Consider the following 25,101-nt stretch of genomic DNA (forward strand, 5'->3'; position numbering starts at 1 on the left):
CGGGTCGTGACGGGCCACGAGCGCGCATCCTGCCGCTCTCCGCTTGTCCCCCAGAGGAAGGTAGACCGTGGCGCGATCCACGAGGACGAAGGGACGGACGACCGCCAGCGGGCGTCGTCGCTTCTTCGACTACCCGCGTTCGCGCGTCCAGGGCTTCCGTCGGTGGCTGCCGTCGTGGCGCGTCGTCGTCGGGACGATGCTGACCGGCGTCGCGCTCGTCGCGGGCGTGCTCGTGGCCGCGTGGTTCACGACCGACGTGCCCGACGAGCTGCCGAACGTCGACGCACAGACGTCCACGGTCTACTGGGGTGACGGGACGACGACGATGGGCACCTACGCCGTCGAGAACCGCGAGATCGTCGACTACTCGACGCTGCCCGCGTACGTGGGCGACGCGGTCGTGGCGTCCGAGGACCGCACGTTCTGGACGAACTCGGGCGTCGACGTCAGGGGCATCGCACGCGCCTTCTACAACAACGTCAAGGGCGGCGGGCGTCAGGGCGCCTCGACGCTCACGCAGCAGTACGTCGAGCGCTACTACACCAACACGGTGACCGACTACGCGGGCAAGGCCCGTGAGGCGATCCTCGCGCTGAAGATCACGCAGCAGCAGGAGAAGTCCGAGATCCTCGGGAACTACCTCAACACGATCTACTTCGGGCGCGGGGCGTACGGCATCGAGGCCGCGTCGCAGAAGTACTACAACAAGCCTGCCGCGGAGCTGACGCTGTCGGAGTCCGCGATGATCGCCGGCATCATCCCGAGCCCGACCAACTGGGACCCGGCGAACGACCTCGATCAGGCGACGCATCGCTGGGAGCGCACGCTCCGGCAGATGGAAGAGGACGGCCACATCTCGAAGGCCGACCACGAAGCCGCGATCGCCGCGGGGTTCCCCCAGCCGATCGAGTACGTGAAGTCCAACAAGTACGCCGGCCCGACGGGGTATCTCCTCGGCATGGTCGAGGCGGAGCTGGCAGAGAACGACATCACCGAGGACATGTTGCAGAGCAAGGGGTACAAGGTCACCACGACCATCGATCCCGCGATGCAGCAGGCGGCGGTGGACACGGCGAACTCGATCCCGCGCACGCCCGAGCAGGACGCCAACCCGGCGTCGCCGAACCTGCGTGCGGCCATCGTGTCGATCGACCCCAACGACGGGTCGATCCGCGCGCTGTACGGCGGCCCGGACGCCGTGGAACAGGCCTACAACAACGCGACGCGCGGTGCCGCGCAGGGCGGGTCGACCTTCAAGCCGTTCACCCTCGTCGCCGCGCTCGAGGACGGGCACACGCTGGACGAGCGCTTCGACGGCAACCAACCGCAGACGTTCCCGGAGGCGAACGACGGCGCGGACTGGAAGGTCACGAACTTCGGGTTCAACTCGTGGGGGAACATCGACCTGGTCACGGCGACGGCGAACTCGGTGAACACCGTGTACGCGCAGCTCAACATCGAGGTCGGTCCGGGAAAGACCGCCGAGGTCGCCCACCGTGCGGGGATCCGCGAGACGACAGAGGTCGCCGCGAACGCGGCGAACGTGCTCGGGACGGCGACGGTCACCCCGCTCGAGCTCACCAACGCCTACGCGACGTTCGCCGCCCAGGGCATGCGGTCGACGCCGCACATCGTGGCGTCCGTCGTCGACGCGCAGGGACGCCTCGTCTACGAGGCGCCCGGAGCGGACAAGCGCACGAAGGCGTTCGAGCCCGACGTCATGGCGGGTGCTACCTACGCACTCACGCAGGTCGTCGAGGAAGGCTCGGGCGAGCCGGCGAAGGCGCTAGGGCGTCCGGCAGCCGGCAAGACGGGCACGTCGAACGACAACAAGTCGGCGTGGTTCGCGGGATACACCCCGCAGCTCGCGACCGTCGTCGGGCTGTACCAGTCGGGCGCGGAAGACGGTGCGCAGGAGTCGATCACCCCGTTCGGCAAGTGGGCGACGTGGCAAGACCCCGCGATGACGGGTGGCACGTGGCCGGTCGAGGCGTGGACGTCGTACATGCAGGCCGCGACGGCGAACATGCCCGTCCAGGAGTTCCCGGCGTACACCCCGCCGAAGAAGCCGCAGCCGACCGAGACCCCGACCGAGACCCCGACGGAGACACCCACCGAGGAACCGACGGAGGAGCCGCCGCCGGTCGAGCAGCCGGAGAACGTCGCCGTCCCGGGCGTCGTCGGCATGGAGCAGGGCGCCGCGCGCTCGGCGCTCCAGGCAGCAGGGCTCAAGGTGCGGGTCACCGAGGAGTTCTCGGACCAGCAGCCGCGCGGGTACGTGCTGAGCCAGTCGGCGATGGCCGAGGTGCCACCGGGCTCGACGATCTCGATCGTCGTGTCGAAGGGGCCCGACCCGGCGACCCAGCCGACCGAGGAGCCGGAGCCGGAGCCGGAACCGACCGAGCCCGAGCCCACCGAGCCGCCGCCCACGGAGGAACCCGGCGAGGGCGGGGGCAACAACGGCGGCGGCAACAACGGCGGCGGCGGCGGGGGCGGCGGCTGACGCCGTCGGTCCTGCAGCCCACCGATTTCCCGGGCCCCGCTCCGTGCGGGTAGCCTGGGGAGCTGCTGTCCGCGCTGCCGCACGCCCACCTGGGCGAGCGACGTCGTCGGGCAGCAGGTGCGCGAGAGCGCACAGCAGTGCATGACAACCCTCCTGTCACGGATGGACCGTGACCGCGAAGACCAGAGGAGGTGGGTTACCCGCATGCGCCAGTACGAACTGATGATCATCCTCGACCCCGAGATCGAGGAGCGCACCGTCGCCCCGTCGCTCGACAAGTACCTGTCGGTCATCAAGACCGACGGCGGCACCGTCGACAAGGTGGACATCTGGGGTCGTCGCCGCCTGGCGTTCGACATCAAGAAGAAGTCCGAGGGCATCTATGCGGTCGTCGACTTCACCTCGACGTCCGACACCGCCAAGGAGCTGGACCGTCAGCTCGGCCTCAACGAGGTCGTGCTGCGCACCAAGATCCTGCGCACGGACGCTCGCTGACCCTCCCCGCACCCCCCTCTCGGTCCTCGTCCACGGGTCGTCCCCACGCCGTAGCGCGTGTGGGCGCCGCGTGATGGGATGGGCCGACGCGCGAGCGGCGAGAGATCGTACGAGTCGAGACACGACGCCGACGACACCGACGAACCACGAAGGAGCAGGCCATGGCAGGTGACACCGTCATCACGGTGATCGGGAACCTCACGGGTGACCCGGAGCTGCGCTTCACCCCCGCGGGTGCAGCGGTGGCCAACTTCACGGTGGCGTCGACGCCGCGGACCTTCGACCGCCAGTCGAACGAGTGGAAGGACGGCGACACGCTGTTCATGCGCTGCTCGATCTGGCGCGAGGCCGCGGAGAACGTCGCGGAGTCGCTGACGAAGGGCATGCGCGTCATCGTGCAGGGCCGTCTCGTCCAGCGCTCGTACGAGACCCGTGAGGGAGAGAAGCGCACCGTCGTCGAGCTGCAGGTGGACGAGATCGGTCCGTCCCTGCGCTACGCCTCCGCGAAGGTCACCCGGGCCCAGCGCTCGGGTGGCGGTGGCGGCGGCGGTGGCGGCTTCGGAGGCTCCGGCGGAGCCTCCGGCGGTGGCGGATTCAGCGCTTCCGGCGGCGGTCAGCAGCAGAACGACCCGTGGGCCACGGCAGGCCCCGCGTCGTCCGGTGGTTCGTTCTCGGACGAGCCCCCGTTCTGACCGTTCGCCTCACCCAGAACACCCGACATCTGGTGCCCGACGCCGCGTGAGCGGCCAGGGCGCAGATCGCACCTTGTAGAGGAGCAACACCATGGCAAAGCCTGTGGTGCGCAAGCCCAAGAAGAAGTCCAACCCGCTGAAGTCGGCCAAGATCGAGTCGGTCGACTACAAGGACACGGCGCTGCTGCGCAAGTTCATCTCCGACCGCGGAAAGATCCGCGCGCGTCGCGTGACCGGCGTCTCCGTCCAGGAGCAGCGCCAGATCGCTCGTGCGGTGAAGAACGCCCGCGAGATGGCTCTGCTGCCGTACACGTCGACGGCTCGCTGAGCGGGAAGGGGAAGAACTCATGGCCAAGCTGATCCTGACGCACGAGGTCACCGGTCTCGGTGAGCCCGGCGACGTCGTCGAGGTCAAGGACGGGTACGCCCGCAACTACCTCGTCCCGCGCAAGCTCGCCACGCCGTGGTCGAAGGGTGCCGAGTCGCAGGTCTCCGCGATCCGCAAGGCGCGCAAGACCCGCGAGATCGCGTCGCTCGACGACGCGAAGGCGATCCGTGACTCACTGCAGTCGAAGCCGGTCGTCGTCGAGGCGAAGGCCGGCGCCGCCGGTCGTCTCTTCGGTGCCGTGACGACGTCGGACATCGCGTCCGCGGTCGCCGCTACCGGCTCGTCGGTCGACAAGCGCAAGATCGAGATCGGTCAGCCGATCAAGTCGACGGGGGACTACACCGTCTCCGTCCGCCTGCACCCCGAGGTCTCCGCGACCGTCGCGGTGAAGGTCGTCGCTGCCTGATCGAGCGGTACCTCTGAGCCCTCGGGCTCGGACGTCGAAGGCCCGGTCCCTCTCCGGAGGGGCCGGGCCTTCGTGCTGCGTTGATCCGGCGAGCGCGTTGTCAGCGCTGCACCGGCCTCTGGACCCGTGGGGTGCTGACAGCTCGAGGGCCCTCAGGGTTGTCAGCGCTGCGCAGGCTCAGGGACCCGTGGGGTGCTGACACCTCGCGGGTCAGGCGGTGCCGGTGACCATCCAGCGGGAGCCGCGGGCGCGCAGGCCCGTGGTCACGGCGCGCGCGGCCATGAAGACCCCCGCGAAAGCGAGCCAGAGCCACGCGAGGCCCGCTGCGCCGTCGGGCGCCCAGTGCCGGACGGCGAGCGCGACCGGGACGTAGACGACGAGCGTCAGCATGCCGGCCCAGGCGAGGAAGCGGCCGTCGCCGGCGCCGATGAGGACACCGTCGAGGACGAACACCCAGCCGGCCATGGGCAGGAGCAGGCCGCAGACGGCCATGCCGAGGGCGACGGCGGTCCGCACGTCGGGATCCGACGTGAAGAGCAGCGCGAACCACCAGCCGCCGGCTGCCATGACGAGACCGAGGAGGGCCCCGGCCGCGACACCCCACTGCAGCGTGCGGCGCAGGACCGCGCGGACGCGAGGGACGTCGTCGGCGCCGAGGCCGTGGCCGACGAGCGCCTGCGCGGCGATGGCGAGCGCGTCCAGCGCGAACGCGGCGAGTCCCCAGACGGACGCGACGACCTGGTAGCCGGCGAGGGTGACCTCGCCGAGGCCGGTGGCGACGAAGACGGTGAGGAGGATCGCGAGGCGCAGCGAGAGGGTGCGGACGAAGAGCGGGGTGCCCGCGCGCGCGTTGGCCCAGATGCCACCGGCCGCGGGGCGCAGACCCGCGCCGCGCCGTCGGGCACCGCGCACGACCACCGCGACGAGAATCGCGCCCATGCCGAGCTGGGCCACCGCGGTGCCGATGCCGGACCCCGCGATCCCCAGGCCGACCCCGTACACGAGGACGACGTTGAGCACGGCGTTGGCGGTCGCGCCGCCGGCGGCGACCCACAGGGGGGTGCGGGTGTCCTGCAGGCCGCGCAGGACGCCGGTCGAGGCGAGGACGAGCAGCATGCCGGGGAGGCCGAACGCGGACCAGCGCAGGTAGACGACGGCGTGCTCCGCGACGTCTCCGGTGCCGCCCATCGCGCCGACCGCCCAGGGCGCGGTGATCCACAGGAGGCTCGCCAGCAGGATCCCGAGGCCGAGCGCGAGCCACAGGCCGTCGACGCCGGACTGCAGGGCCTCGCGCTCCTGGCCGGCGCCGAGGCGTCGAGCGACGGCCGCGGTGGTCGCGTACGCGAGGAAGACGCAGAGGCCGACGAGGGTGACGAGGAGAGTCGAGGCGAGGGACAGCCCGGCGAGCTGCGCGGTGCCGAGGTGTCCGACGACGGCCGAGTCGACGAGGACGAAGAGCGGCTCCGCGACGAGGGCGCCGAGTGCCGGCACGGCGAGGGCGAGGATCTGCCGGTCGAGGAGCGATCGGCGTGTCGTCGGCGTGTCGTCGAACTTTCTTTCGTCCACACCCCTGAGGGTAATGAAACGGCTGGTCAGGCGGGCTGCGGGGTCCTGTACACAGGGAGATCCCCTCGTTGTCCACATGGTTGTCCACCGGGTGTGCACAGCATGAGGGGCTGTGTCCACAGGCTGCCCCCTGTCTGTCCACCGGCCTGTGCACAGGCACGTTTGCGGTGCTCCGGAGGCGGATCTAGTGTCGCGGGGTCGTGCCTGTCGGGAACAGGAGGTGCGGCCACCGGGACAGTCGTGTGGGTGGCCCGCTGTAGAACACGTGTACGACGCGGGCGATGCCCGGGGCGCCCCCGAGAGGGCCGTGTCCCCGGGGGAACGAGGGGCGCATGTCGATCGACGAGCTCGAGGAGAGCTACGGGGGATCCCGGTCGTCCGGGTTCGACCGCACGCCGCCTCAGGACGTCGCGGCCGAGATGAGCGTCCTCGGCGGCATGCTGCTCTCCAAGGACGCGATCGCCGACGTCATCGAGCAGATCCGCGGCAACGACTTCTACCGCCCGGCGCACGAGCTGGTCTACGACGCGATCATCGACCTCTACGGGCGCGGTGAGCCGGCCGACGCCATCACGGTCGTGGCCGAGCTGACGAAGCGCGGCGAGCTGCAGCGCATCGGCGGCGCCCCGTACATCCACGACCTCATGGCCGGCGTCCCGACGGCCGCCAACGCCGGGTACTACGCACGCATCGTGCGCGAGCGGGCCGTGCTGCGCCGCCTCGTCGAGGCCGGGACGCGCATCGTCCAGCTCGGGTACGCGACCGACGGCGGCGACGTCGACGAGATCGTCAACAACGCCCAAGCCGAGGTCTACGCCGTCACCGAGCGCCGGACGACCGAGGACTACGCGCCGCTGTCCGACATCCTCGGCCCGACGTTCGACGAGATCGAGGCCGCGCAGGGGCGTGGCGAGGGCATGACGGGCGTGCCGACCGGCTACTCCGACTTCGACCGGCTGACGAACGGCCTGCATCCGGGCCAGATGATCGTCGTCGCGGCGCGTCCGGCCATCGGCAAGGCCCTCGCCCTGGACACGCCGCTCCCCACGCCGTCCGGCTGGACGACGATGGGCGACGTCGCGGTCGGTGACCTGCTCGTCGCGGCCGACGGGGCGCCGACGCGGGTCGTCGCCGCCACCGAGGTGATGGTCGACCGCCCGTGCTACGAGGTCGAGCTCGACGACGGCACCGTGATCGTCGCGGACGCGCAGCACCAGTGGGTGACCTCGACCCGTGCGCAGCGTCGCGTGGTGCGCGGTGGCGAGACACCGTCTTCGTCGGTGAGGACGACCGAGGAGCTCGCCGCCACGGTGCGGTGCGCGACGGCGGAACGGCGGGTGAACCACTCGGTCGCGACGGCTGGCCCGTTGGATCTCCCGAAGGCCGAGCTGCCGATCCACCCCTACGCGCTGGGCGTCTGGCTGGGTGACGGGAGCTCACGTCGGGCAGAGTTCACCTCTGCCGATCCCGAGATCGCGATGCGGATCGAGGGCCTGGGCTACTCGACGGAGCCGACCGACGAGCAGCTGCGTGCCCTCGGTGAGGCGGCGACGTCGCGCATTCCGGAGCCGTACCTGCGGGCCAGTGAGGCCCAGCGACGAGAGCTGCTGGCGGGCCTCCTGGACGCGGACGGGACGGTGGATCCCACGGGCAGCGTGCAGATCACGCTGACGAACGAGCGCCTCGCGTCCGAGACGCGGGAGCTGGTGCACACGCTCGGCTATCGCACGGGCTGGTCAACGAGGGCGGTGAAGGGTCGGAGCGAGGCGTCATCGACGGCCTACACGATCACCTTCACGACAGATGACGACGTCTTCGCGCTGGAGCGCAAGCGCCTCGCCCACAAGGAGCGGCGGCGCCCGGGTACGGCGAGGCTGACGTCGCGCTTCGTCGTCGACGTGCGGCGGGTCGAGTCGGTGCCGGTGCGTTGCGTCGAGGTCGAGCACCCCTCCCACCTGTACCTGGCGGGTCGGTCGATGGTGCCGACGCACAACTCCGTGCTCGGGATCAACGTCGCAACACATGCCGCGGTGCACCACCAGATGGCGTCCGTCATCTTCTCCCTGGAGATGAGCCGCAACGAGATCACCATGCGTCTGCTCGCCGCCGAGGCACGGGTGCCGCTGACGCGCATGCGCTCCGGCAAGATGGACGACGGCGACTGGCAGAAGCTCGCCGGCACGATGGGCAAGGTCGCCGAGGCGCCGCTGTTCATCGACGACTCGCCCAACATGTCGCTCATGGAGATCCGCGCGAAGTGCCGGCGGCTCAAGCAGCGGCACGACCTCAAGCTCGTCGTCATCGACTACCTCCAGCTCATGTCCTCCGGCAAGCGCGTCGAGTCGCGACAGCAGGAGGTCTCGGAGTTCTCTCGCGCACTCAAGCTGCTCGCGAAGGAGCTCGAGGTGCCGGTCATCGCGATCTCGCAGCTGAACCGTGGTCCTGAACAGCGCGGCGACAAGAAGCCGCAGATGAGCGACCTTCGTGAGTCGGGTTGCCTGACGGAGGACACGAAGATCCTGCGTGCGGACACGGGTGCCGAGACGACGATGGGGGAGCTCTTCGCCCTCAACGCCAAGGACGTCCCGGTGTGGGCGCTCAACGACCGGTTGCAGTACGTGCGCCGGCACCTCACGCACGTGTTCCCGACGGGCGTGAAGCCCGTCTTCCGGATGCGGCTCGCGTCCGGCAAGGAGATCGAGGCGACGGCGAACCACCCGTTCCTCACCTATGACGGGTGGACGCCGCTCGGAGAGCTCGAGGTGGGTTCGCGCATCGGCGTGCCGCGCCACGTCCCCGGACCCGAGCGGAACGCCGAGTGGGACGACCGGAAGGTCGTCATGCTGGCTCATCTCCTCGGTGACGGGTCGTTCGTCAAGCGTCAGCCGATCCGCTACGCCTCGATCGACGAGCGAAACCTCACGGCCGTCAGCGACGCGGCGACGGCGTTCGGGATCACCCCCATCCGTGATGAGTACGCCGCTGCCCGTGTGACGACCCTCCGGCTCCCGGCGCCGTTCCGGCTCGCCCGCGGTCGACGGAACCCGATCGCCGAGTGGCTGGACGAGATGGGTCTGTTCGGCGCGCGGAGCCACGAGAAGTTCATCCCGACGAGCGTCTTCCACCTGCCGAAGCGTCAGATCGCGCTCTTCATCAAACACATCTGGGCCACTGACGGTTCGGTGACGGTGAACAAGAACGGACGCAGCGGGCGTATCTACTACGCCTCCACCTCGCGTGAACTCGTCGACGGCCTGTCGCGGCTCCTGCTCCGGTTCGGCATCTCGACGCGGCTACGCCGGACGACGCTCAAGGGCGACTACCGCCCCGGCTTCACGCTCGATGTCAGTGGTGTGGACGACCAGCGCCGGTTCCTCCAAGAGATCGGCGTGCACGGAGACCGCGGCGACATCGCCGAGAAGTTGTTGGCGATCATCCGGGATACGCGTTCGAACACCAATGTCGACACCGTGCCTCGCCAGGTCTGGGAGGACGTGCGCGGGATTCTCGTCGAGCGTGGCATGACGCACCGGGAGTTCGCTTCGGCGATCGGCACCCAGTTTTGCGGGAGCGCCTTGTGGAAGAACGCACCCTCCCGGCACCGGCTCGGCAAGATCGCGGCGGTGCTCGAGAGCGAGGAACTCGAGATCATGGCCGTCAACGACCTGCTGTGGGACGAGGTGGTCGCGATCGAGCCGATGGGGGAGAAGCAGGTCTTCGACGCCACGGTGCTCGACGGGCACAACTTCATCGCCAACGGGATCGCTGCCCACAACAGCATCGAGCAGGATGCTGACGTGGTGATCCTCTTGCACCGTGAGGACGCCTACGAGAAGGAGTCACCACGCGCGGGCGAGGCAGACCTGATCGTCGCCAAGCACCGTAATGGCCCGACGGACACCATCACTGTGGCGTTCCAGGGCCATTACCAACGGTTTGCGGACATGCAGATGTGACGTCGGACGATGTCGACGGAGATTGCCGGTCACCAGGACTCAAGTGCGTCGGACACGCTCGGTGCGTTGCGCGCAAGCGTCGTACGCCACTCAAGTACGCCGCGCTTCTGTAGTTGTCCGACGACAACAATCGGGTGAACACCGAGTGTGGCGGCGAATCCGTTGACCCAGGGCGCCCCGATCCGCTGAGGAACCTCGGGCAGCCCTTCGGGGAGTATCCACTTCCCCGCTAGAGCGTTGGCCTCGTGCTCCTTCGTGCCGCTTGTTGACGCTTCGTCGTCATGATCGTCATCGATGGCTTCGACGATCACCGAGTCTTCCGTGACATGTCCGAGCGAGAGGTGGGCGATCTCGTGAAGCAGCGTGAAGAGGATCTTGTCGAGCCGCTTGCCGCGGCCCGAAAGACCGATCACGGGCATGCCGTCGATGAATAGCGCGCAGCCGTCGATCTTCGCTCCTGGGAATGCCTCGACGTACACCAGACTAACACCAGCTCGGGCGGCGATTTGGGGGAGCTTGCTGAACTCCTCAGGCCGACGCAGCGCTTGAGGAAGCGCGGCGCCCAACTTCTCAAGGCCCGCCTCCGAGAGTGGCGCTGACGGGACGTTCTGACGGGCCTTGCGCCTGACACAAGCCACCCACGCTTTCTGCGCCGGCGAGATGGCCTCGTTGCCGTTGCTGCGGCGAGCGGCAAGGACGAAGCGGGATTCGTGCTCTAGCGACGGGATCTCGAAGAGGTCGAGGACCTCAGATTCCAACTCGTCAAGCGAGCGTCCGGTGAGGATCTTGCGCTTCTGGAGGAGCGCGATCGGGCCCTTGCTGTTTAGGGCGGCCCGACGGCGCACGTCGTCGAGCTTTTGTTGAGTCTCGGTGTTGCGGGACTGCTTCCACAGCAGGTACTGATCCTGCATCCGGAGCCAGGTCTCAGCGGAGGTGCCCAAAGCGACGCCAATCTGGGCAGCGGACTCGCGCGTGATCTCCTTTTTGCCCGTGACAATCTCCGAGACGAACTGCGTTGGTCGGCCCAGCACGGCCGCGAAGTCGGCCTGAGTCCAGCCTCGGCTCTCGATCTCATCGCTGAGCACTGCTCCCACGGCATCTGGTGCGAACTGCGGGAAAGTCCCTGTGGGTCTGCTCATCGGAGTGCTTCCGTTCCGGGTGACAAGAGGTCAAACACAGCCGTCATCGGCGTTCCGTCCGTCTTGAAGGTGACGATCAGCCTTCGGTTGCCGCTCAGCAGGACCGACCAACAGTCCTGGCCACCTTCGGAGTACTCGACGAGTCGAAGGTGGCGCAGGTTCAGGACGTCGGACGCATAGAGCGCGGCAAACGTGCATTGCACCAAGCGCCTGAAGTGGGCGATCTCGGTGCGGTCCCAGCCGTCGGGTGCGAAGTCTGGGTCGGAAGCGAGGCGCCGCAGGCTCTCGTTGAGGTACTCCAGCAGCAACCGGCTCGTCTCCATCACCCATGGGCTGATGACCCTTATCAGAGTGAGGATAGTCGATACGTGAGGCAGCCGCGAGGCGCTGTAATCGTACACCGCGCATCACCCCTAGGGTGATCGCGGGTACGTGGTACCTTGATCTCGGGTCGCCGGAGGGTGGCCGGTCGCTGGCAGACATGCCATGTGGCAGAGCACTTACGGAGGTGTGATCTGTGGAGTCGCAGACTAAGAAGGCCAAGGGCTACGTGATCGTCATCAACGGGACGCCGGTCACGGTCGAGGACCAGACGGTCACGTACGAGCAGCTGGTTCGGCTGGCCTACCCGACCCAGGAGACGGGTGCGATCTTCACGGTCGCCTTCCGCAACGCCATCGCACCGCACGGGGGTAGCGGCCAGCTCGTCGCCGGCATGTCCGTGCGCGTCAAGCAGAAGGGGACGAGCTTCGATGTTCGCCTCACGACTCGTTCTTGACAGCCCCGACCTCTCCCAGCTCGTGGCGGAGGGGTACACGCTGCGCATCGGGCAGGGCCACCTCTTCATCGACGGCCTTCCGTTCGTGGGCGCGGACGGGAAGGTGCACATCGATGGCTGCCTGGTGTGCCCTGTCGACCTGCAGGGTGGGCGCACGGCGCGCCCTCAGTCGCACGTCATGTGGTTCATAGGGGGTGTGCCACACGACCGCAGCGGCCGGGCGATTGCCGGTCTGGTCAACACAGCGGTTCCGCTCACCCTGACGAGTGGGCTCACTGCGGACTGCGCCTTCTCGCAGAAGCCCGCCGACGGCTACAAGGACTACTACGACAAGGTCACCTACTACGCCGCCATGATCACGGGCCATGCTCAAGCGATAGACCCCAATGCCACAGCCCTCCGACACAAGCCCGTCGTCACCGACGAGGGTGACTCGGTGTTCCGCTACGTCGACACCTTCTCGAGCAGAGCAGGCATCGTGGCCCGGAGCGAGCGGCTCGCCCTCACGAAGGTCGTCATCATCGGGCTCGGCGGCACCGGCGCGTATCTCCTCGACTTCCTCGCCAAGGTCCCCATCACCGCGATCCACCTGTACGACGCCGACGTCTTCGCGACCCACAACGCTTTCCGAGCTCCAGCCGCAGCGAGCATCGAGGACCTGAACGCGGAGCGTCCGAAGGTCGAGTACTACGCCCAGATGTACGACCCCATGCGCCGCGGGCTCGTGCCGCATCCGCACTACCTCACCTCGGCGAACGTGTCAGAGATCCTCGACGCCGACTTCGTGTTCATCTCAATGGACGCCAACGACGACAAGAAGGCGATCGTCGACGCCCTCGTGAACGCCCGGGTGCCGTTCATCGACACGGGCATCGGGGTCAGCAACGACGCTAGCGGGATCGGCGGGCAGATCCGGATCACGGCCGGGTTCCCAGGAGCGTCGGAACACATCGAGAACGACGGCTTGATCTCCTACGTCGCCGGGGACGACCAGGAATACGAGTCAAACGTGCAGGTTGTCGAGCTCAACGCTCTCGCCGCCGCCATGGCGGTGATCCGCTTCAAGAAGGAACTCGGGTTCTACGCCGACCAGGAGCGCGAACTGAACGCCCTGTACCGGGTCGACACGAGCGAGATCCTGACGAGCTACGGCATCACTGGCCACATGTCCGACACCACCAACGTGCTGACGGTGTTCCCTGACGGCGGCGACCGCATCACGACGGGCGAGGCCACAGCATGAGCATGTCCACGCTCGAACCCGTCTTCGGCGAGTACATCCCCGCTCAGCTAGAGCACGGCTACCTCTACGTCTCCATGGACTACGCCACCGCTGCGCACCTCTGCGCGTGCGGCTGCGGCACCAAGGTCTTCACGCCTTTCGGCCCCGCCGACTGGCAGCTTACGTTCGACGGGACCATCACACTCCGACCCTCGGTGGGAAACGGTCAGTTCACCTGCCAGTCGCACTACCTCATCAGGTCCAACCAAGTCGTCTGGCTCATGCCGATCTCCGACACGGCCACCCGCGCAGCTCTCGGCCGTGATCACCAGGCCTTGGAGACTCACTTCGCGAACCGCGGGACCCTCGCACGCCTTTGGGATCGCGCGCTCTCGTCCGTCCGCGCGCTACGACGCCGCCTCGGCGGCTCCTGACCTACCCACGACATCCGCCACGCCCAACCTGAAGGTCAGTCATGAACCTCACGCCCGTGATCTCAGAGAACGTCCGCGCGTTCGGCTACGACCCAAGCACCGGGACGCTGCGCATCGCATTCCGCAGCGGCGGCGTGTACGACTACTTCAGCGTTCACCCGAGCCTCGCCGAGGCGATGCATCAGCCACACCCCTGGCGGCGGGTCGGGGAGACGATCAAGGCTCATCTCTATCGCCGGATCCGGTGACCGACCATCCGCCACCAGCGGGGATTTCTGGCGACCGGGCGAAGCCCCGCTGGTGTCGGAGGGACCGGACGATCTGGGCTCGTGACGATGAACAAACAGCAAGAGCTCAGGAACACCGCCGAGGGCCTGCTGGCCGGTCTGGCAGCGGTCGGCTTCGAGGGACCGTGGCGCTGGGCTCATCACGCGTGGGAGGGCGCGTTCTACAGGGCGTGGAGGACGTGGCCGTCGGCACGCAACATCGCGTACTTCCGCAAGTTCCAAGTCGGCGGTTCTGCCGACGGCCCGACCTCCCAGGCGCGGGACATTCAGTCACGGGTGAAGAGCACGTAGCCGTTCTACGGCTACGACCGCGGACCGCTGAACCCCAAGCCGATTGGGATGACCCCAGAGGAGTACCTCGAGGTCTGCGTTGAAGGCGCCACGCCCCAGGAGTGGATGGAACCTCGGCGGGGCACTGCCGACCGAACTTGAGGAACCGACCCAGGGTTGGCAGCGCGTACGCTGACCGGACCACAGCGCTCGCAGCAAGCGGCCGATCGCCCCGCAACCTACTTTTCGCGACCCGGGAGACACGCCCGAAATCATGCAAAGTACTGCGGCGTGTCCGCGCAATCTACGGTGCACATCAACAGATGACGATGTTGTTGTCGAGATGTGGCTGGTTTGGCCGATCCGTCTTTTGAATGACGCGCGTGCTGCTGTAAAGGTGGAAGTCTCTTTGAGAATCGGCCTGAATTCTCTAAGCACGCAGCTCAGCGGAGCAGTTGCCGAATCTCTCGGTGGTCCCCATCCACGGTCAGGGTTGCCAGCGCCCCGTTGACCAGCGACAGGTGTGGCGGGACGTGCCCGATCTCCACATCGAAGAGGATCGGGATGCGAAGTCGGCCGAGCGCGTCCAGGACGGCTTCCCCCTGGGTCATCTTCACGTGGTCGGGTGCGCGCGTTCGGCCGACCAGCACCGTGCGGGCGTAGTCGAACCACCCTGCGAGACGCAGGCCGTGGAGGTGACGACAGACCGTGGCGGCATCGGCTTCGGCCGCCTCGACGTAGACGATGAGCCCGTCCTGGGAGTGCTCACGACCGAACGCCGCCACATCGCCGTACGGCGTGCCGGCGATGTTGCACAAGGTCTCGACGCACCCGCCGATCAGCCGCCCGCTCACGTGAAGCGACTCGGGTCCGTGCAGTGCCCATCGCCCCTCACCGACCGACTTCCATGTCGTGGCGCGTGCGTCATCCTCGAACCGCCACCAGTCGGCGATCAAGCCCGAGTCTCCTTGCACGTGCGGGCCGGTCGCGGCAACGATATCGAGCCAGCTCACCAGACCTGGAGGCACTTCGTAAGGGGTATCGGCGAGGTTGTCCCCGTGCACGGTTGCCCAGCCCAACCGGGTCGTGATCGGAACCAGGACGGTGGACAGGTCGGAGAAGCCCACGAGCCACGTCGGCTCCGCGGCGGCGAGAGCGTCCCAGTCCAGGAGATCCACCAGGTCGATCGCGGTCTCACCACCCCACGGTGGGATGACACAGCGGATGGTCGGGTCGCAGAGCATCGCGGTGAGCTCAGCCGCACGGTCGGCCGCCGGCCCGGCGGTGACGCCTGTGCCGTCCATCAGGTTTCCGACGACGACGTCGAACCCTGCCTCGCGCAGCCAGTCGACGCAGAAGGCGATCCGGGCGGCTGCTTGCCCTTCGACTCCGGACGAGGGAGACGTGACACCGATGCGGTCGCCCGGCTTGAGCGGCTGCGGGAACTTGAGCATGCTGGCCATCGTGCCATCCGGACGTCGGCTTGGAGCGGGGGTGGCTCTCCGAGGTATCCCCGTGAGGCGGGGCGCCTGCCACGGTCCCGACGACGGGCTCGTAGCTTGAACGTCGTCGCGCTTGGGACGGACTTGAGCCAGGGTAGGGCGCTCGCTCGCCGTCGATCTGTCCTGCGTCTCGACAGCTGTCGAGATGCGGGCCAGTTTGACCGATCCTTCATCGAGTCGACCCGCAAGGCGCTGGCGGCTCGTGATGGTGCGTCCGGTGCTCGATGGTCGGGCGACAGCGGACCGCAAACGGGCGCCCACGAGTCTCACACCACTGCTCCCTTCCGGCGCATCATCGAGCCGCGCCACACGCTCGTGTCGACGACGACGTGCAGTGAGCATGGAAGTTTTGCCGTCGATTCAGAATGGCGCCACGAACAACGGCCGACGGGCGAGCGCCCGGCCCTCCGAGATCGGCCGGTCGCCGGTCGTGCATCGCCTGCGCCGGGCGTGTCGAGGCCGACGGGTTGCGCGGCGGCATGCCGACCGGGCTATGGACGGCGCTCGCTCCCGACACTGCGCGTCGATCTCGTGTCGGCTGCTCGCTGCGACACGACCAGGTGAAGGTGCAGGTCAGAGCAAACTGTAGACAGAAAGCGGCCGGCTGCCCTATGGTCGTTCGGTGTCCATGAACTCCAATGGAGGAGCGATCATGTCGGACAACCGCCGGCGCCGACCGAGGCCGATCACTCGGCCGGTCTTCCACCACACGACCTTCGCGACGTTGAAGCTCGACGAGATGGTCGCGTTCTACGAGAACGTGGCGGGGCTCGAACCCGTCTATCACGGGCCGGGCGCGGCCTGGCTGACCAACGACGCGGCGAACCATCGCATCGCCCTGCTCGCGCTGCCCGGCTTGAAGGAGCCCGAGGACAAGGGCCACACCATCGGGCTGCATCACACCGCCTTCGAGTACGCGAGCTTCGAGCAGTGGATCGACAACTACGACCGGCTCGCCGCCGACGGCATCGAACCCTTTCTCAACCTCGATCACGGCATGACGATGTCGATGTACTACCAGGACCCCGAGGGCAACGGCGTCGAGATCCAGGTGGACGCCTTCGGCGACTGGGCGAGGTCGAAGCAGTTCATGTGGGCGTCGCAGCAGTTCGACGAGAACCCGATCGGCGTGCACTTCGACCCGGCCAAGGTCTCTGCCGCGCGGCGCGAGGGGCTCAGCTTCGACGAGATCCACGCGAGGGCGACCGCCGGGGAGTACCTGCCGGACGTCATCCCTGAGGTCTACCTCCCGGAGTTCTGGTGAGCGCGCGGTTCGTCGCGAACGTCGGCGGGCGGCTGAGCCTTCTCGACGGCACCGGGGCGGTCGACGTGGAGCGTGCCAGTGACGGCCGATTCGGGCCGTCGCCCGCCGACGCCTACGAGCAGTGGGACGAGTTCGCGGCGTGGATGCGCACGGTCGAGCTGGCGACGTCCGCGCGCACGCCCGTGACGGAGGAGGAGATCCTGACCCCGGTCCCACGGCCGAGTCAGATCTTCGCGATCGGGCTCAACTACGCCGACCACGCCTCGGAGTCCCGGATGGACCTGCCGGAACACCTGGTCGTCTTCACGAAGTTCGGCTCGAGCCTCGCGGGTGCCCGCACCGACGTGCGCCTGACCGGGTCGACCGTGGACTGGGAGGCCGAGCTCGTCGTCGTCGTCGGCCGCGGGGGCCGGGACATCGACGAGGCACAGGCATGGGACCACGTGGCGGGTCTGGCAGTCGGGCAGGACCTGAGCGACCGTACGGTCCAGCAGCGCGGCAAGCCCGCGCAGTTCAGCCTCGGCAAGTCGTTCGCCGGGTTCGCGCCGGTCGGCCCGGTGCTGCCGCTCGCCGACATCGCGGGTCGGGATGCGCTACGGATCACGTGCACGCTCATCGGTCCCGACGGCACCGAGCGGGTCCTGCAGCACGGCACGACGTCCGACATGGTGTTCCCGGTCCCGGCGATCATCAGCAGGCTCAGCGCCGTGGTCGAGCTGCGGCCGGGCGACCTCATCTTCACGGGCACCCCCTCCGGGGTCGGTCTCGGCCGTGACCCGCAGGAGTTCCTCGAGGCCGGGAGCACTCTCCGCACCGAGATCGACCAGCTCTACCCGATCACGCAGAGCATCGTCGGCTGATGGACCGTGACCCGCGCGTCGTCGGCGACGTCTCGGACGACGCGGTGGCCTTCGCCTACCACGCGCTCCGCCGACAGATCCTCGACGGAACCCTCGCGCCGGGAGCGGTGCTGTCGCAGGTCACGCTCGCGCGGTCGATGCAGATCAGCCGGACGCCGTTGCGCGAAGCCCTTCGGCAGCTGGCGTCGGAGGGTCTCGTCGCGGGGAACTTCCACCACCGGCTCCGGGTCACGGAGCTCGACCTGGACGACTTCGACCAGATCTACGCCCTGCGGATGGTGATCGAGCCGCAGGCGATCCGGGCCACCGTCCCGAGGTTGGGAGACGCCGAGAAGTCTCGGCTCGCCTCCTACGTCGCCGGCATGGACGCTGCGATGACGCACGCGGACATGGCGGACTTCCGGAAGAACCACCGGTCGTTCCACCTCGGCCTGGGGGCCCACGCGGGCGCCCGGGTCGTCAGGCTGGTCGGTGAGCTGTGGGACCACTCGGAGCGGTACCGCCTGCGCTACCTGCATGCCGAGGTCGGCGACCTCCGCGAGGCGTCCGGCGAACGGCTCGCCGTCTCGCAGCAGGAGCATCGCGACCTGCTCCAGGCCGCGATCGACGGCGATCCGGAGACGTGCGCGCACGCGTTGGTCTCGCACCTGAACCGGACGCTCGAGTCTGTCTTCGCAGAGCTTCCCGACGAGCAGCAGCCCCGGCTCTCCCGGCTTCTCGAGCCGCCGACGACTTCGATCCCCGAAGGGAACTGACACATGGCATCCGGATCAATGGCGATCGGGAGGAGCGAGGCGGACTACGACGTCGTGGTCGTGGGTGGTGGTCCCGTGGGGAAGATGGCCGCGCTCATGCTCGGCCGACGGGGTCATTCCGTGCTCGTGCTCGAACGCAAGGACGACACCTATCCGCTCCCGCGCGCGGTCGCGCACGACGCGGAGATCGCGCGCCTGTTCCAGAGCGTCGGCATGCCCGTGGACTCGATCCCCGACGCCGTCGAGCCGTATGACGACCTCTACGTCTGGGTGAACGCCGCGGGAGAGACCCTGCACCTGGTCGACTGGCGGGGCATCGACACCTCGGGGTGGAACAACACCTACTTCTACAACCAGCCGGCGCTCGAGCGTCATCTGGAGGCCGCGCTGGACGCCTGCGCGAGCGTGACGATGCGTCGAGGGTTCCATGGCGTCGTCGAGGACCAGGACGAGGGCGGTGTCACGGTCTCCGGACCGGACGGGGCGTTCCGGGCGCGCTACGTCGTGGCCGCCGACGGTGCCAACAGTGCGACGCGCCGGCAGCTCGGGATCGAATGGACGGACCTGGGGTACTTCTTCGACTGGCTCGTCGTCGACGTCCTGCCCGGCCCGGACATGGCGACGCTGACGATCGCGAAGCAGGTCGCGGACCCGGTGCGCCCGACGACCGTGGTCCCGGCGGGGCCGGGCCGACGGCGGTGGGAGTTCATGCGCCTGGAGGGGGAGACGCGCGAGGAGCTGACGCAACCCGAACGCATCTGGGAGCTGTTGCGGCCGTTCGACGTGACTCCCGACAACGCCCGGATCGAGCGCGGCGTCGTGTACACCTTCGCGTCCGGCTGGGCCTCGGAGTTCCGCCGCGGCAGGGTGCTGCTCGCGGGCGACGCGGCGCACCTCATGCCGCCGTTCGCCGGCCAGGGCCTGGCCGCGGGCCTGCGGGACTGTCTCAACCTGTCCTGGAAGCTCGATCTGGTCCTGCGAGGCGTGCTCGACGACGCCGTGCTGGACACCTACGGGTCCGAGCGGGCGGCGCACGTGTCGGACTTCATCGACTTCTCGATCTCGCTGGGCAGGATCATCTGCATCCTGGACCCCGACGAGGCGGCGCAGCGGGATACGGCCATGACGGCCGCGCTCGCGTCGGGCAGGGCGCCCGAGCCACCACCGCGTCCCCGGTTGGGCAACGGTCTCTACCAGGGTGAGCAGGGCGGCTACCTCTCCTGGCAGGGAACCATCGACGTCGAGGACCGGCGCGGTGTCCGTTTCGACGACGTGTTCGGACCCGCCGCGCTCATCATCCGGCCCGGCGACGAGGCCGCCGAGCTGTCCGTCGAGCAGATCGAGCGGCTGGGCACGCTCGGGATCGCGGTCGTGTGCTTCGACCCCCGCTTCACCGGGTCCCCCGGTGTCGCAGCCTTTCGCGACGCGAACGGCACCTACGCGGACTGGTTCGCGCAGGTCGGCGCCGACGCCGTCCTCGTGCGACCGGACCTGTACGTCTTCGGCACCGAGTCCGGAGCCGGGGCGGCTCGGCGGCTCGCCGAGGCCTACGTGACGACGCTGACCGCTACCGGTGACGCCGCGAGCGGATCCGCCGCTCCCGCCGTCGCCGGCTGAACGATCGACCACTCGGAGAGGAATCGCATGAACAGATGGTGTGGGGTGTGGGACGTCGAGCAGTCCTCGATCGTCGGCACCTTCACGATGGACATGACCGTGACGGAGGACGCGGGGGTGGTGGACGTCGTCTTCGACTCCCCGCAGGTCGTCTGCACCGTCTCCGACGTCCGGTGCGACGACGAGAACCTGACGTTGACGACGCACCTGGCCAAGCCGATCAAGGGGAAGGCGGACGTCGAGCTGACGCTCGGGAGTCCCGACGCGTTCACCGGGACGGGGAAGATGAGGTTCCTTCCCGCCTCCAGGTTCAGCGGGGTGCGCCGCGCGTAGTCGGGGGCGAGACCGCGGCGACAGGGGCCAGGGCCGACGCTCGGCAGTCTGGCATACTCCCTTCGATGGACGACGCAGAGCACGGCACCGAGGACGCCGAGCGGCGACCCGAAGCCGTGAGCGCCGTCGCCAAGGCGCTCGAGCTGCTGCGCCTCTTTCTCGACGGCTCGAGCATCCAGGTCGGCGTCGCGAGCAAGCGACTGGGACTGTCGAGGTCCACCGTCCACCGGCTCCTGAGCACGCTCGGTGCCTACGGCTACGTCGTGCACGACCCGGTCTCGCGGGTGTACCGGCCCGGGCCGGTGCTGGCCGGCATCGGGCTGGTCGCCGTCACGAGCAACGACCTGCGGACCGTCGGACGGGCGGCCCTGTCCGAGCTCGCCCGGCAGACCGACGAGACCTCGCACCTGAGCGTCCTGCGGGGCGACCAGATCGTGTGCGTCGACAGCATCGAGAGCCGCCAGACGGTGCGCACCGGGAGCCGGCTCGGCTGGACCCTGCCGGCGCACGCCACCGCGGCGGGACGAGCGCTGCTGGCCGAGCTGTCGGCCGACGAGGTGACGGCGCTGTTTCCCCGCGAGACGATCCCCGCGACGGGGCAGACGCCGGCGCTTCGTCGCAGCGACCTGCTGTCTTCGCTCGAGACCGTGCGGACCCGCCGCTACGCCACCAACTTCGGCGAGAGCGAGCCGGACGTGAGCGCGGTCGGCGTGGTCCTGCGGGACCGTCAGGACCGCGCACTGGCCGCGCTGTCCGTCACGGCTCCTCGCACCCGGGCCGACGAGACCTGGATGCGTGCCACTGCCAAGACAGCGGTCGCCATCGCGGACGAGTTCCGCGGCGTCGTCGCCTAGGTACGTCCCCGGAAGTAGAAGAGTCCGGGCGGCCTACGGCGTCGTCGGGTTCGTCCGATGTGCGTTGCCGATGCGCCGCATGGCGAGTGCGAGCTGGGTGCGGAACTTTCCCTGCTGGTCGGCGACCGTCCATCCGAGGAGGTGGGAGGCGCGGGTGACGCGTTCTTGCACGGTGGAGTGGTGCAGGCCGAGCGTCGCCGCGGCATCACGGATGCTGTCGGTGGTGCTGACGGCATGGAGGGTTTCCAGCAGCCAGGGCGTGGATGCCGCGTAAATCCTGATCGTCCGCACGTCGTCCGGGTCGTCGGCAGTGAGCGGAGTCCTCTCAGCGAGCCAGACCAGCGTGCCGGCCTCGTCGGCCACGACGATCCGATCCCCGGGGTCGATGCGGGTCCCTTCCGCGGTGAGGGTGAGTGCCGACCATGCACGCTTCCACGACCTGGGCGCGTGGTCTGCCGGCAGGACCGGCCCGATCCCGGCCCTGCTCGAGGCTGCTCGCGCGCGTGCCTCCGCGATGGTGCTCGCGATCATCGGTACAGCCCCGCGCACGGCGGTGACGCACACCGCGGTCCGAGGGGTCAGCCCGAGTCGGTCGAGCGCCTGATGCCTCAGATGCTGAGGCGCTCTCGGGTCGACGGCGGTCCTGATCGCAAGGTTCTCGTCCCGCGGTCTGGCCTCTACGGGGCGACCGATGGCCGTCGCGATAGCGAGGAGCGCCCGCTCCGCGACCAGCGCGTCGAGATGGGTCTCGTTCGGCGCGGGACGTTCGAGCAGAACCTCCAGGGCACCGTCCGCGGTCACGGCGCGGGGCCATGATGGATCCACGTCCACCGCGATGGGGGTGGAGGTGCCGTCGGCGGTCACCCGCATCGAGGTGCCTCCGGTCCTGTCGATCAGGTTCGCCGGGATGCCCGACAGCGCGGCGGCCGCGCGGACGACGGATCGAGCACCGGCACCGTGCTGACCGAGCTCGTCGAAGTACGCGATGGCCTTCAGCGCCTCGGCCGCCTCCGGCGCCAGTGCGGTGATCCGCGCGGTGAGGTCTCTCATTCGTCCATCCTGCCCCGCCCCGGCACCCTTCTCCTTGCCGCGATCGGTGGAAGCCGGCCGGCTCAGCCGCGGGAACCGTTCCCGGGATCGGGCTGTGCGACGCCGGCCCGCTCGAAGAACCGGGTGAGCCACCTGGTCCGCGCGTCGCGGGTGTCCTTCGACACTGCGGCATACGGAGCGAGCGCGTCGTAGCCGTGGAACCCACCGGCGAAGACGTGCAGCTCCGCGTCGGCACCTGCGCGCCATAGTCGGCTGGCGTAGGTGACCGCCTCGTCCCGGAAGGTCTCGGCCGAGCCGACATCGATGAAGGTGGGCGGAAGGTCGGTCAGGTCTGTCGCGCGCGCCGGTGCCGCGTACGGCGACACGTCGGGTCCGCCCCGGGCGTCGCCGAGCAGAGCGGTCCATCCGGTCAGGTTGTCGCGACGGTCCCAGGTTCCGCGTCCCTCACCCTGGATCGCCGAGGCAGTGTCGTTCCGGTCGTCGAGCATCGGACACATCAGGAGCTGCCCGGCGATCTTCGGGCCCTGCCGGTCACGCGCCATGAGCGCCGTAGCAGCCGCGAGACCGCCACCCGCGCTGCTGCCGAACACGACGATCCGCGCAGGATCGACGTCGAGCTCGTCGGCGTGCTCCGCCACCCACACCAGGCCGGCGTAGCAGTCCTCGACCGGGCCGGGGTGCGGGGTCTCAGGCGCCAACCGGTACTCCACCGAGACGAGGGCGCACCCGAGCTGCTCCACCCAGTCCAGGTACTCCTCGGAGACCCCGCGGGCAGTGCCCAGGATCATCCCGCCGCCGTGGGTGTAGTACAGCGCCGGGGTCGGTCCGGCGACAGCGGTCGGCTGCACGATGAACAGCCCGACGACAGGTTCTCCGGCCGGTCCGGGGATGGTCCTCTCGCTCACCTTCAGCGTGCCGGCCTCCACACGCCGGTCGAGCCCGGACGTGTCCATCCCCGCCATGACCATCTGACGGCCCGTCGCGATCGAGTCGAGACTCGGAAACTTCGGGACATAGTCGCTCACGACAGCCAGTGCTGCTGCGAGCTCCGGATCGAACGGTACGGGTGCGCCGATCTTCTCAGGTCCACGTGTGTCGCTCACGCTGTGCCTCCCACGTCGTCGGGTCGAGTACCGACCGATTGACTCATCCCACGAAGCCACGACACCACCGCCGCCCGTCGGGATCGCCCCGCCACACGGCGGGGTGCAGCCTGTGCCGGCCGCAGGTACGGCAGCCCCGTGCTCCGGTCGACGCCGGGGGTGCCGACCCGGTCGGCGATCGCAGGCTCCGGTCCGATGCTCGGGCGGCTCCCGCGATTCGCGCACGCCGTGCTTGCTGCGACGCGGAACGCAGGCTATCGTTGTTGCAACGAGCGATCCATGTGTCTTCAGGTGACACATGTTCGGAAGTCAAAGGAGACTCTCGTGACGGCAACCGTGAATCCCCCCGAGGCCGCCGTGGTGCTGCCGGAGATCACGCCGACAAACCACGTCAGGCCACCGACCGGCGAGCGCGAGCCGCTCAAGGTCAGCGTGTACGAGCGCATGTCGAAGTCGAACGCGCAGCTGATGCCGATCTTCCCCTACGAGGAGGCAGGCGCCATGGTTCCCTGCGGCGCCATGCTGTACGGCGGGGACGAACGCTTCCACGGGCACTTCTTCCACTGGAACACGGCCTCGGAGCTGCTCGTCGCCTGGGGGTCGAACGAAGCGATGATCCCGACCGGATCGCTCATGGCGACGCAGCCGTTCCACGGCGTGAACTCGTTCATGCGGGACGAGACGAAGGAGGGCGCGTTCGCGCTGGTCACCATCACGCAGCGGCAGTCGTCCGAGGCGGGCCAGCGCGAGGCCCTCTCGGCCAAGTGCGAGAAGTGCAAGCAGGACATCCTCAAGCTCGAGTACGACGCCGCGCCCTTCGGCGCGCCGGACTTCGACGCGACCGCCTTCGGTGACGAGGACGACGTCTTCCGGCAGTTCTCCACCCAGTGGGGCGGCACGGAGTTCGTCCGGCAGCGCAACTCCGACGACGTGCGCATCTGCCGGCACTGCGGCCATGAGAACTACGTGTTCGATCTCAAGCCGTGGGGCTGGGACCGGCTGGTCAACCAGACGCGAGTCTCCAACGCCGCCTTCCACGCACTGCGGTCGAGCGCGAAGGAGGTGCTCGGCTGATGGCACGACGACGGATGGTGCAGGCCTTCCAGGCCGCGAAGAGCGTGGGGAACTACGCGGACGTCCCCGTGATGCCGGCTGACGTCGACCCCCAGATCACGCTGTCACGCAACACCGAGACGCAGCCGTTCTACCTCGCGTTCGAGGAGGACACGGTGATCGCGCTGATGTCCGGCCGGGCGACGGTCCGGCTGCGCGACTCGAACGTCAACAGCTGGTCCATGATCGCGGGGGACCACGTCTACGTCCCGGCGGGGACGCCGCACCGGCTCGAACCGGTCGAGGAGAGCGTGCTGATCCGCTACATCGGCAACGAGCCCGCCTACCGTGCCGCGATCTTCGCGTGCGAGCGGTGCGGCGAGGAGCTGCACCGCCTGGAGTGGCAGCAGGACCTCGAGGTCGACGCGGTCGCGATCTACACGGAGGTCTCGCGCAGGTTCAACGAGGACGTCGAGGCCCGGTCGTGCCGGACGTGCGGCACGACGGCCGCGGAAGTCTCGTTCGACCGCCTCGGCTGGGCCTCCGAGCCGCTGGCCGTCTGAACGCAGCACCG

The 25,101-nt window shown here is 68.7% G+C and carries 25 protein-coding genes; 19 read left to right on the forward strand and 6 right to left on the reverse strand.

What is annotated here, in order from left to right; all coding sequences use genetic code 11:
- The first annotated feature begins 67 nt into the window (after positions 1–67).
- The 5 genes from AC4H2G_RS04585 (at position 68) to rplI (ending at position 4,484) form a co-directional block, all read left to right on the forward strand.
- Positions 68–2,503, forward strand: coding sequence for a transglycosylase domain-containing protein (locus AC4H2G_RS04585; protein WP_494364571.1), 2,436 nt, complete (start codon positions 68–70; stop codon positions 2,501–2,503).
- 204 nt (positions 2,504–2,707) lie between these two features.
- On the forward strand, positions 2,708–2,998 hold the full coding sequence (gene rpsF / locus AC4H2G_RS04590; RefSeq protein ID WP_435737754.1) for a 30S ribosomal protein S6: 291 nt from the start codon (positions 2,708–2,710) through the stop codon (positions 2,996–2,998).
- 161 nt (positions 2,999–3,159) lie between these two features.
- Entirely contained in the window at positions 3,160–3,690 is a 531-nt protein-coding gene (locus AC4H2G_RS04595) for a single-stranded DNA-binding protein (RefSeq protein WP_494364572.1), read from the forward strand.
- Positions 3,691–3,781: 91 nt separating this feature from the next.
- The gene (gene rpsR / locus AC4H2G_RS04600) at positions 3,782–4,018 is read left to right on the forward strand and encodes a 30S ribosomal protein S18 (RefSeq protein ID WP_021481584.1); all 237 of its coding nucleotides are present in this window, start codon (positions 3,782–3,784) and stop codon (positions 4,016–4,018) included.
- 19 nt (positions 4,019–4,037) lie between these two features.
- Entirely contained in the window at positions 4,038–4,484 is a 447-nt protein-coding gene (gene rplI / locus AC4H2G_RS04605) for a 50S ribosomal protein L9 (RefSeq protein ID WP_494364573.1), read from the forward strand.
- 210 nt (positions 4,485–4,694) lie between these two features.
- Here the strand turns inward: rplI and AC4H2G_RS04610 are convergent, their stop codons facing one another.
- Positions 4,695–6,128 carry an MATE family efflux transporter gene (locus tag AC4H2G_RS04610; protein ID WP_494364574.1) on the reverse strand — a complete coding sequence of 478 codons (1,434 nt, stop codon included), beginning with the start codon at positions 6,126–6,128 and terminating at the stop codon, positions 4,695–4,697.
- Positions 6,129–6,382: 254 nt separating this feature from the next.
- Here AC4H2G_RS04610 and AC4H2G_RS04615 point away from each other — a divergent pair, with 254 nt between their 5' ends.
- Entirely contained in the window at positions 6,383–10,006 is a 3,624-nt protein-coding gene (locus tag AC4H2G_RS04615) for a replicative DNA helicase (RefSeq protein WP_494364575.1), read from the forward strand.
- 29 nt (positions 10,007–10,035) lie between these two features.
- Here the strand turns inward: AC4H2G_RS04615 and AC4H2G_RS04620 are convergent, their stop codons facing one another.
- Both AC4H2G_RS04620 and AC4H2G_RS04625 read right to left on the reverse strand, forming a co-directional pair.
- Positions 10,036–11,145: a HigA family addiction module antitoxin gene (locus tag AC4H2G_RS04620; protein ID WP_494364576.1), complete on the reverse strand. Its 1,110-nt coding sequence runs from the start codon at positions 11,143–11,145 to the stop codon at positions 10,036–10,038.
- Complete coding sequence (locus AC4H2G_RS04625) at positions 11,142–11,546, reverse strand: hypothetical protein (protein WP_494364577.1); 405 nt, start codon at positions 11,544–11,546, stop codon at positions 11,142–11,144. The genes AC4H2G_RS04620 and AC4H2G_RS04625 overlap by 4 nt, the downstream gene beginning before the upstream one ends.
- Positions 11,547–11,662: 116 nt before the next feature.
- On the opposite strand from AC4H2G_RS04625, the gene AC4H2G_RS04630 reads away from it, so the two are divergent.
- The 5 genes from AC4H2G_RS04630 (at position 11,663) to AC4H2G_RS04650 (ending at position 14,157) form a co-directional block, all read left to right on the forward strand.
- A complete protein-coding gene (locus tag AC4H2G_RS04630) occupies positions 11,663–11,923 on the forward strand; it encodes a multiubiquitin domain-containing protein (protein WP_494364578.1) in 261 nt (86 codons plus the stop codon).
- The gene (locus tag AC4H2G_RS04635; protein ID WP_494364579.1) at positions 11,898–13,166 is read left to right on the forward strand and encodes a ThiF family adenylyltransferase; all 1,269 of its coding nucleotides are present in this window, start codon (positions 11,898–11,900) and stop codon (positions 13,164–13,166) included. Before AC4H2G_RS04630 ends, AC4H2G_RS04635 begins: the two co-directional genes overlap by 26 nt.
- Before the next feature lie 2 nt (positions 13,167–13,168).
- Positions 13,169–13,579 (forward strand): ubiquitination-like system serine protease family protein, encoded by a 411-nt coding sequence (locus AC4H2G_RS04640; protein ID WP_494364580.1) that lies wholly within the window; start codon positions 13,169–13,171, stop codon positions 13,577–13,579.
- Positions 13,580–13,620: 41 nt separating this feature from the next.
- Positions 13,621–13,827, forward strand: coding sequence for a KTSC domain-containing protein (locus tag AC4H2G_RS04645; protein ID WP_494364581.1), 207 nt, complete (start codon positions 13,621–13,623; stop codon positions 13,825–13,827).
- An 81-nt stretch (positions 13,828–13,908) separates the two neighbouring features.
- Positions 13,909–14,157: a hypothetical protein gene (locus AC4H2G_RS04650; protein WP_494364582.1), complete on the forward strand. Its 249-nt coding sequence runs from the start codon at positions 13,909–13,911 to the stop codon at positions 14,155–14,157.
- Between the two features lie 422 nt (positions 14,158–14,579).
- On the opposite strand, the gene AC4H2G_RS04655 is transcribed toward AC4H2G_RS04650, so the two are convergent.
- Positions 14,580–15,590 (reverse strand): S66 family peptidase, encoded by a 1,011-nt coding sequence (locus tag AC4H2G_RS04655; RefSeq protein ID WP_494364583.1) that lies wholly within the window; start codon positions 15,588–15,590, stop codon positions 14,580–14,582.
- A gap of 700 nt (positions 15,591–16,290) precedes the next feature.
- Here AC4H2G_RS04655 and AC4H2G_RS04660 point away from each other — a divergent pair.
- From AC4H2G_RS04660 to AC4H2G_RS04685, 6 genes are all read left to right on the forward strand, one after another.
- A complete protein-coding gene (locus tag AC4H2G_RS04660; RefSeq protein WP_494364584.1) occupies positions 16,291–16,902 on the forward strand; it encodes a VOC family protein in 612 nt (203 codons plus the stop codon).
- Complete coding sequence (locus AC4H2G_RS04665; protein WP_494364585.1) at positions 16,899–17,762, forward strand: fumarylacetoacetate hydrolase family protein; 864 nt, start codon at positions 16,899–16,901, stop codon at positions 17,760–17,762. The genes AC4H2G_RS04660 and AC4H2G_RS04665 overlap by 4 nt, the downstream gene beginning before the upstream one ends.
- Positions 17,762–18,517 (forward strand): GntR family transcriptional regulator, encoded by a 756-nt coding sequence (locus tag AC4H2G_RS04670; RefSeq protein WP_494364586.1) that lies wholly within the window; start codon positions 17,762–17,764, stop codon positions 18,515–18,517. The genes AC4H2G_RS04665 and AC4H2G_RS04670 overlap by 1 nt, the downstream gene beginning before the upstream one ends.
- An 18-nt stretch (positions 18,518–18,535) precedes the next feature.
- Positions 18,536–20,134, forward strand: a complete 1,599-nt coding sequence (gene mhpA / locus AC4H2G_RS04675) for a bifunctional 3-(3-hydroxy-phenyl)propionate/3-hydroxycinnamic acid hydroxylase MhpA (RefSeq protein WP_494364963.1) — start codon at positions 18,536–18,538, stop codon at positions 20,132–20,134.
- A 27-nt stretch (positions 20,135–20,161) separates the two neighbouring features.
- The gene (locus AC4H2G_RS04680) at positions 20,162–20,467 is read left to right on the forward strand and encodes a hypothetical protein (protein ID WP_494364587.1); all 306 of its coding nucleotides are present in this window, start codon (positions 20,162–20,164) and stop codon (positions 20,465–20,467) included.
- Positions 20,468–20,532: 65 nt separating this feature from the next.
- Complete coding sequence (locus AC4H2G_RS04685) at positions 20,533–21,321, forward strand: IclR family transcriptional regulator (protein WP_494364588.1); 789 nt, start codon at positions 20,533–20,535, stop codon at positions 21,319–21,321.
- Between the two features lie 33 nt (positions 21,322–21,354).
- Here the strand turns inward: AC4H2G_RS04685 and AC4H2G_RS04690 are convergent, their stop codons facing one another.
- The gene (locus AC4H2G_RS04690) at positions 21,355–22,503 is read right to left on the reverse strand and encodes a helix-turn-helix domain-containing protein (protein ID WP_494364589.1); all 1,149 of its coding nucleotides are present in this window, start codon (positions 22,501–22,503) and stop codon (positions 21,355–21,357) included.
- Entirely contained in the window at positions 22,434–23,474 is a 1,041-nt protein-coding gene (locus AC4H2G_RS04695; RefSeq protein ID WP_494364590.1) for an alpha/beta hydrolase, read from the reverse strand. Before AC4H2G_RS04695 ends, AC4H2G_RS04690 begins: the two co-directional genes overlap by 70 nt.
- A gap of 324 nt (positions 23,475–23,798) precedes the next feature.
- Here AC4H2G_RS04695 and AC4H2G_RS04700 point away from each other — a divergent pair, with 324 nt between their 5' ends.
- Together AC4H2G_RS04700 and AC4H2G_RS04705 are read left to right on the forward strand one after the other, a co-directional pair.
- A complete protein-coding gene (locus AC4H2G_RS04700; RefSeq protein WP_494364591.1) occupies positions 23,799–24,548 on the forward strand; it encodes a hypothetical protein in 750 nt (249 codons plus the stop codon).
- Positions 24,548–25,090 (forward strand): cupin domain-containing protein, encoded by a 543-nt coding sequence (locus AC4H2G_RS04705; protein ID WP_494364592.1) that lies wholly within the window; start codon positions 24,548–24,550, stop codon positions 25,088–25,090. Before AC4H2G_RS04700 ends, AC4H2G_RS04705 begins: the two co-directional genes overlap by 1 nt.
- Positions 25,091–25,101 lie beyond the last annotated feature (11 nt).

Source organism: Cellulosimicrobium sp. BMG9.23, assembly GCF_059159985.1.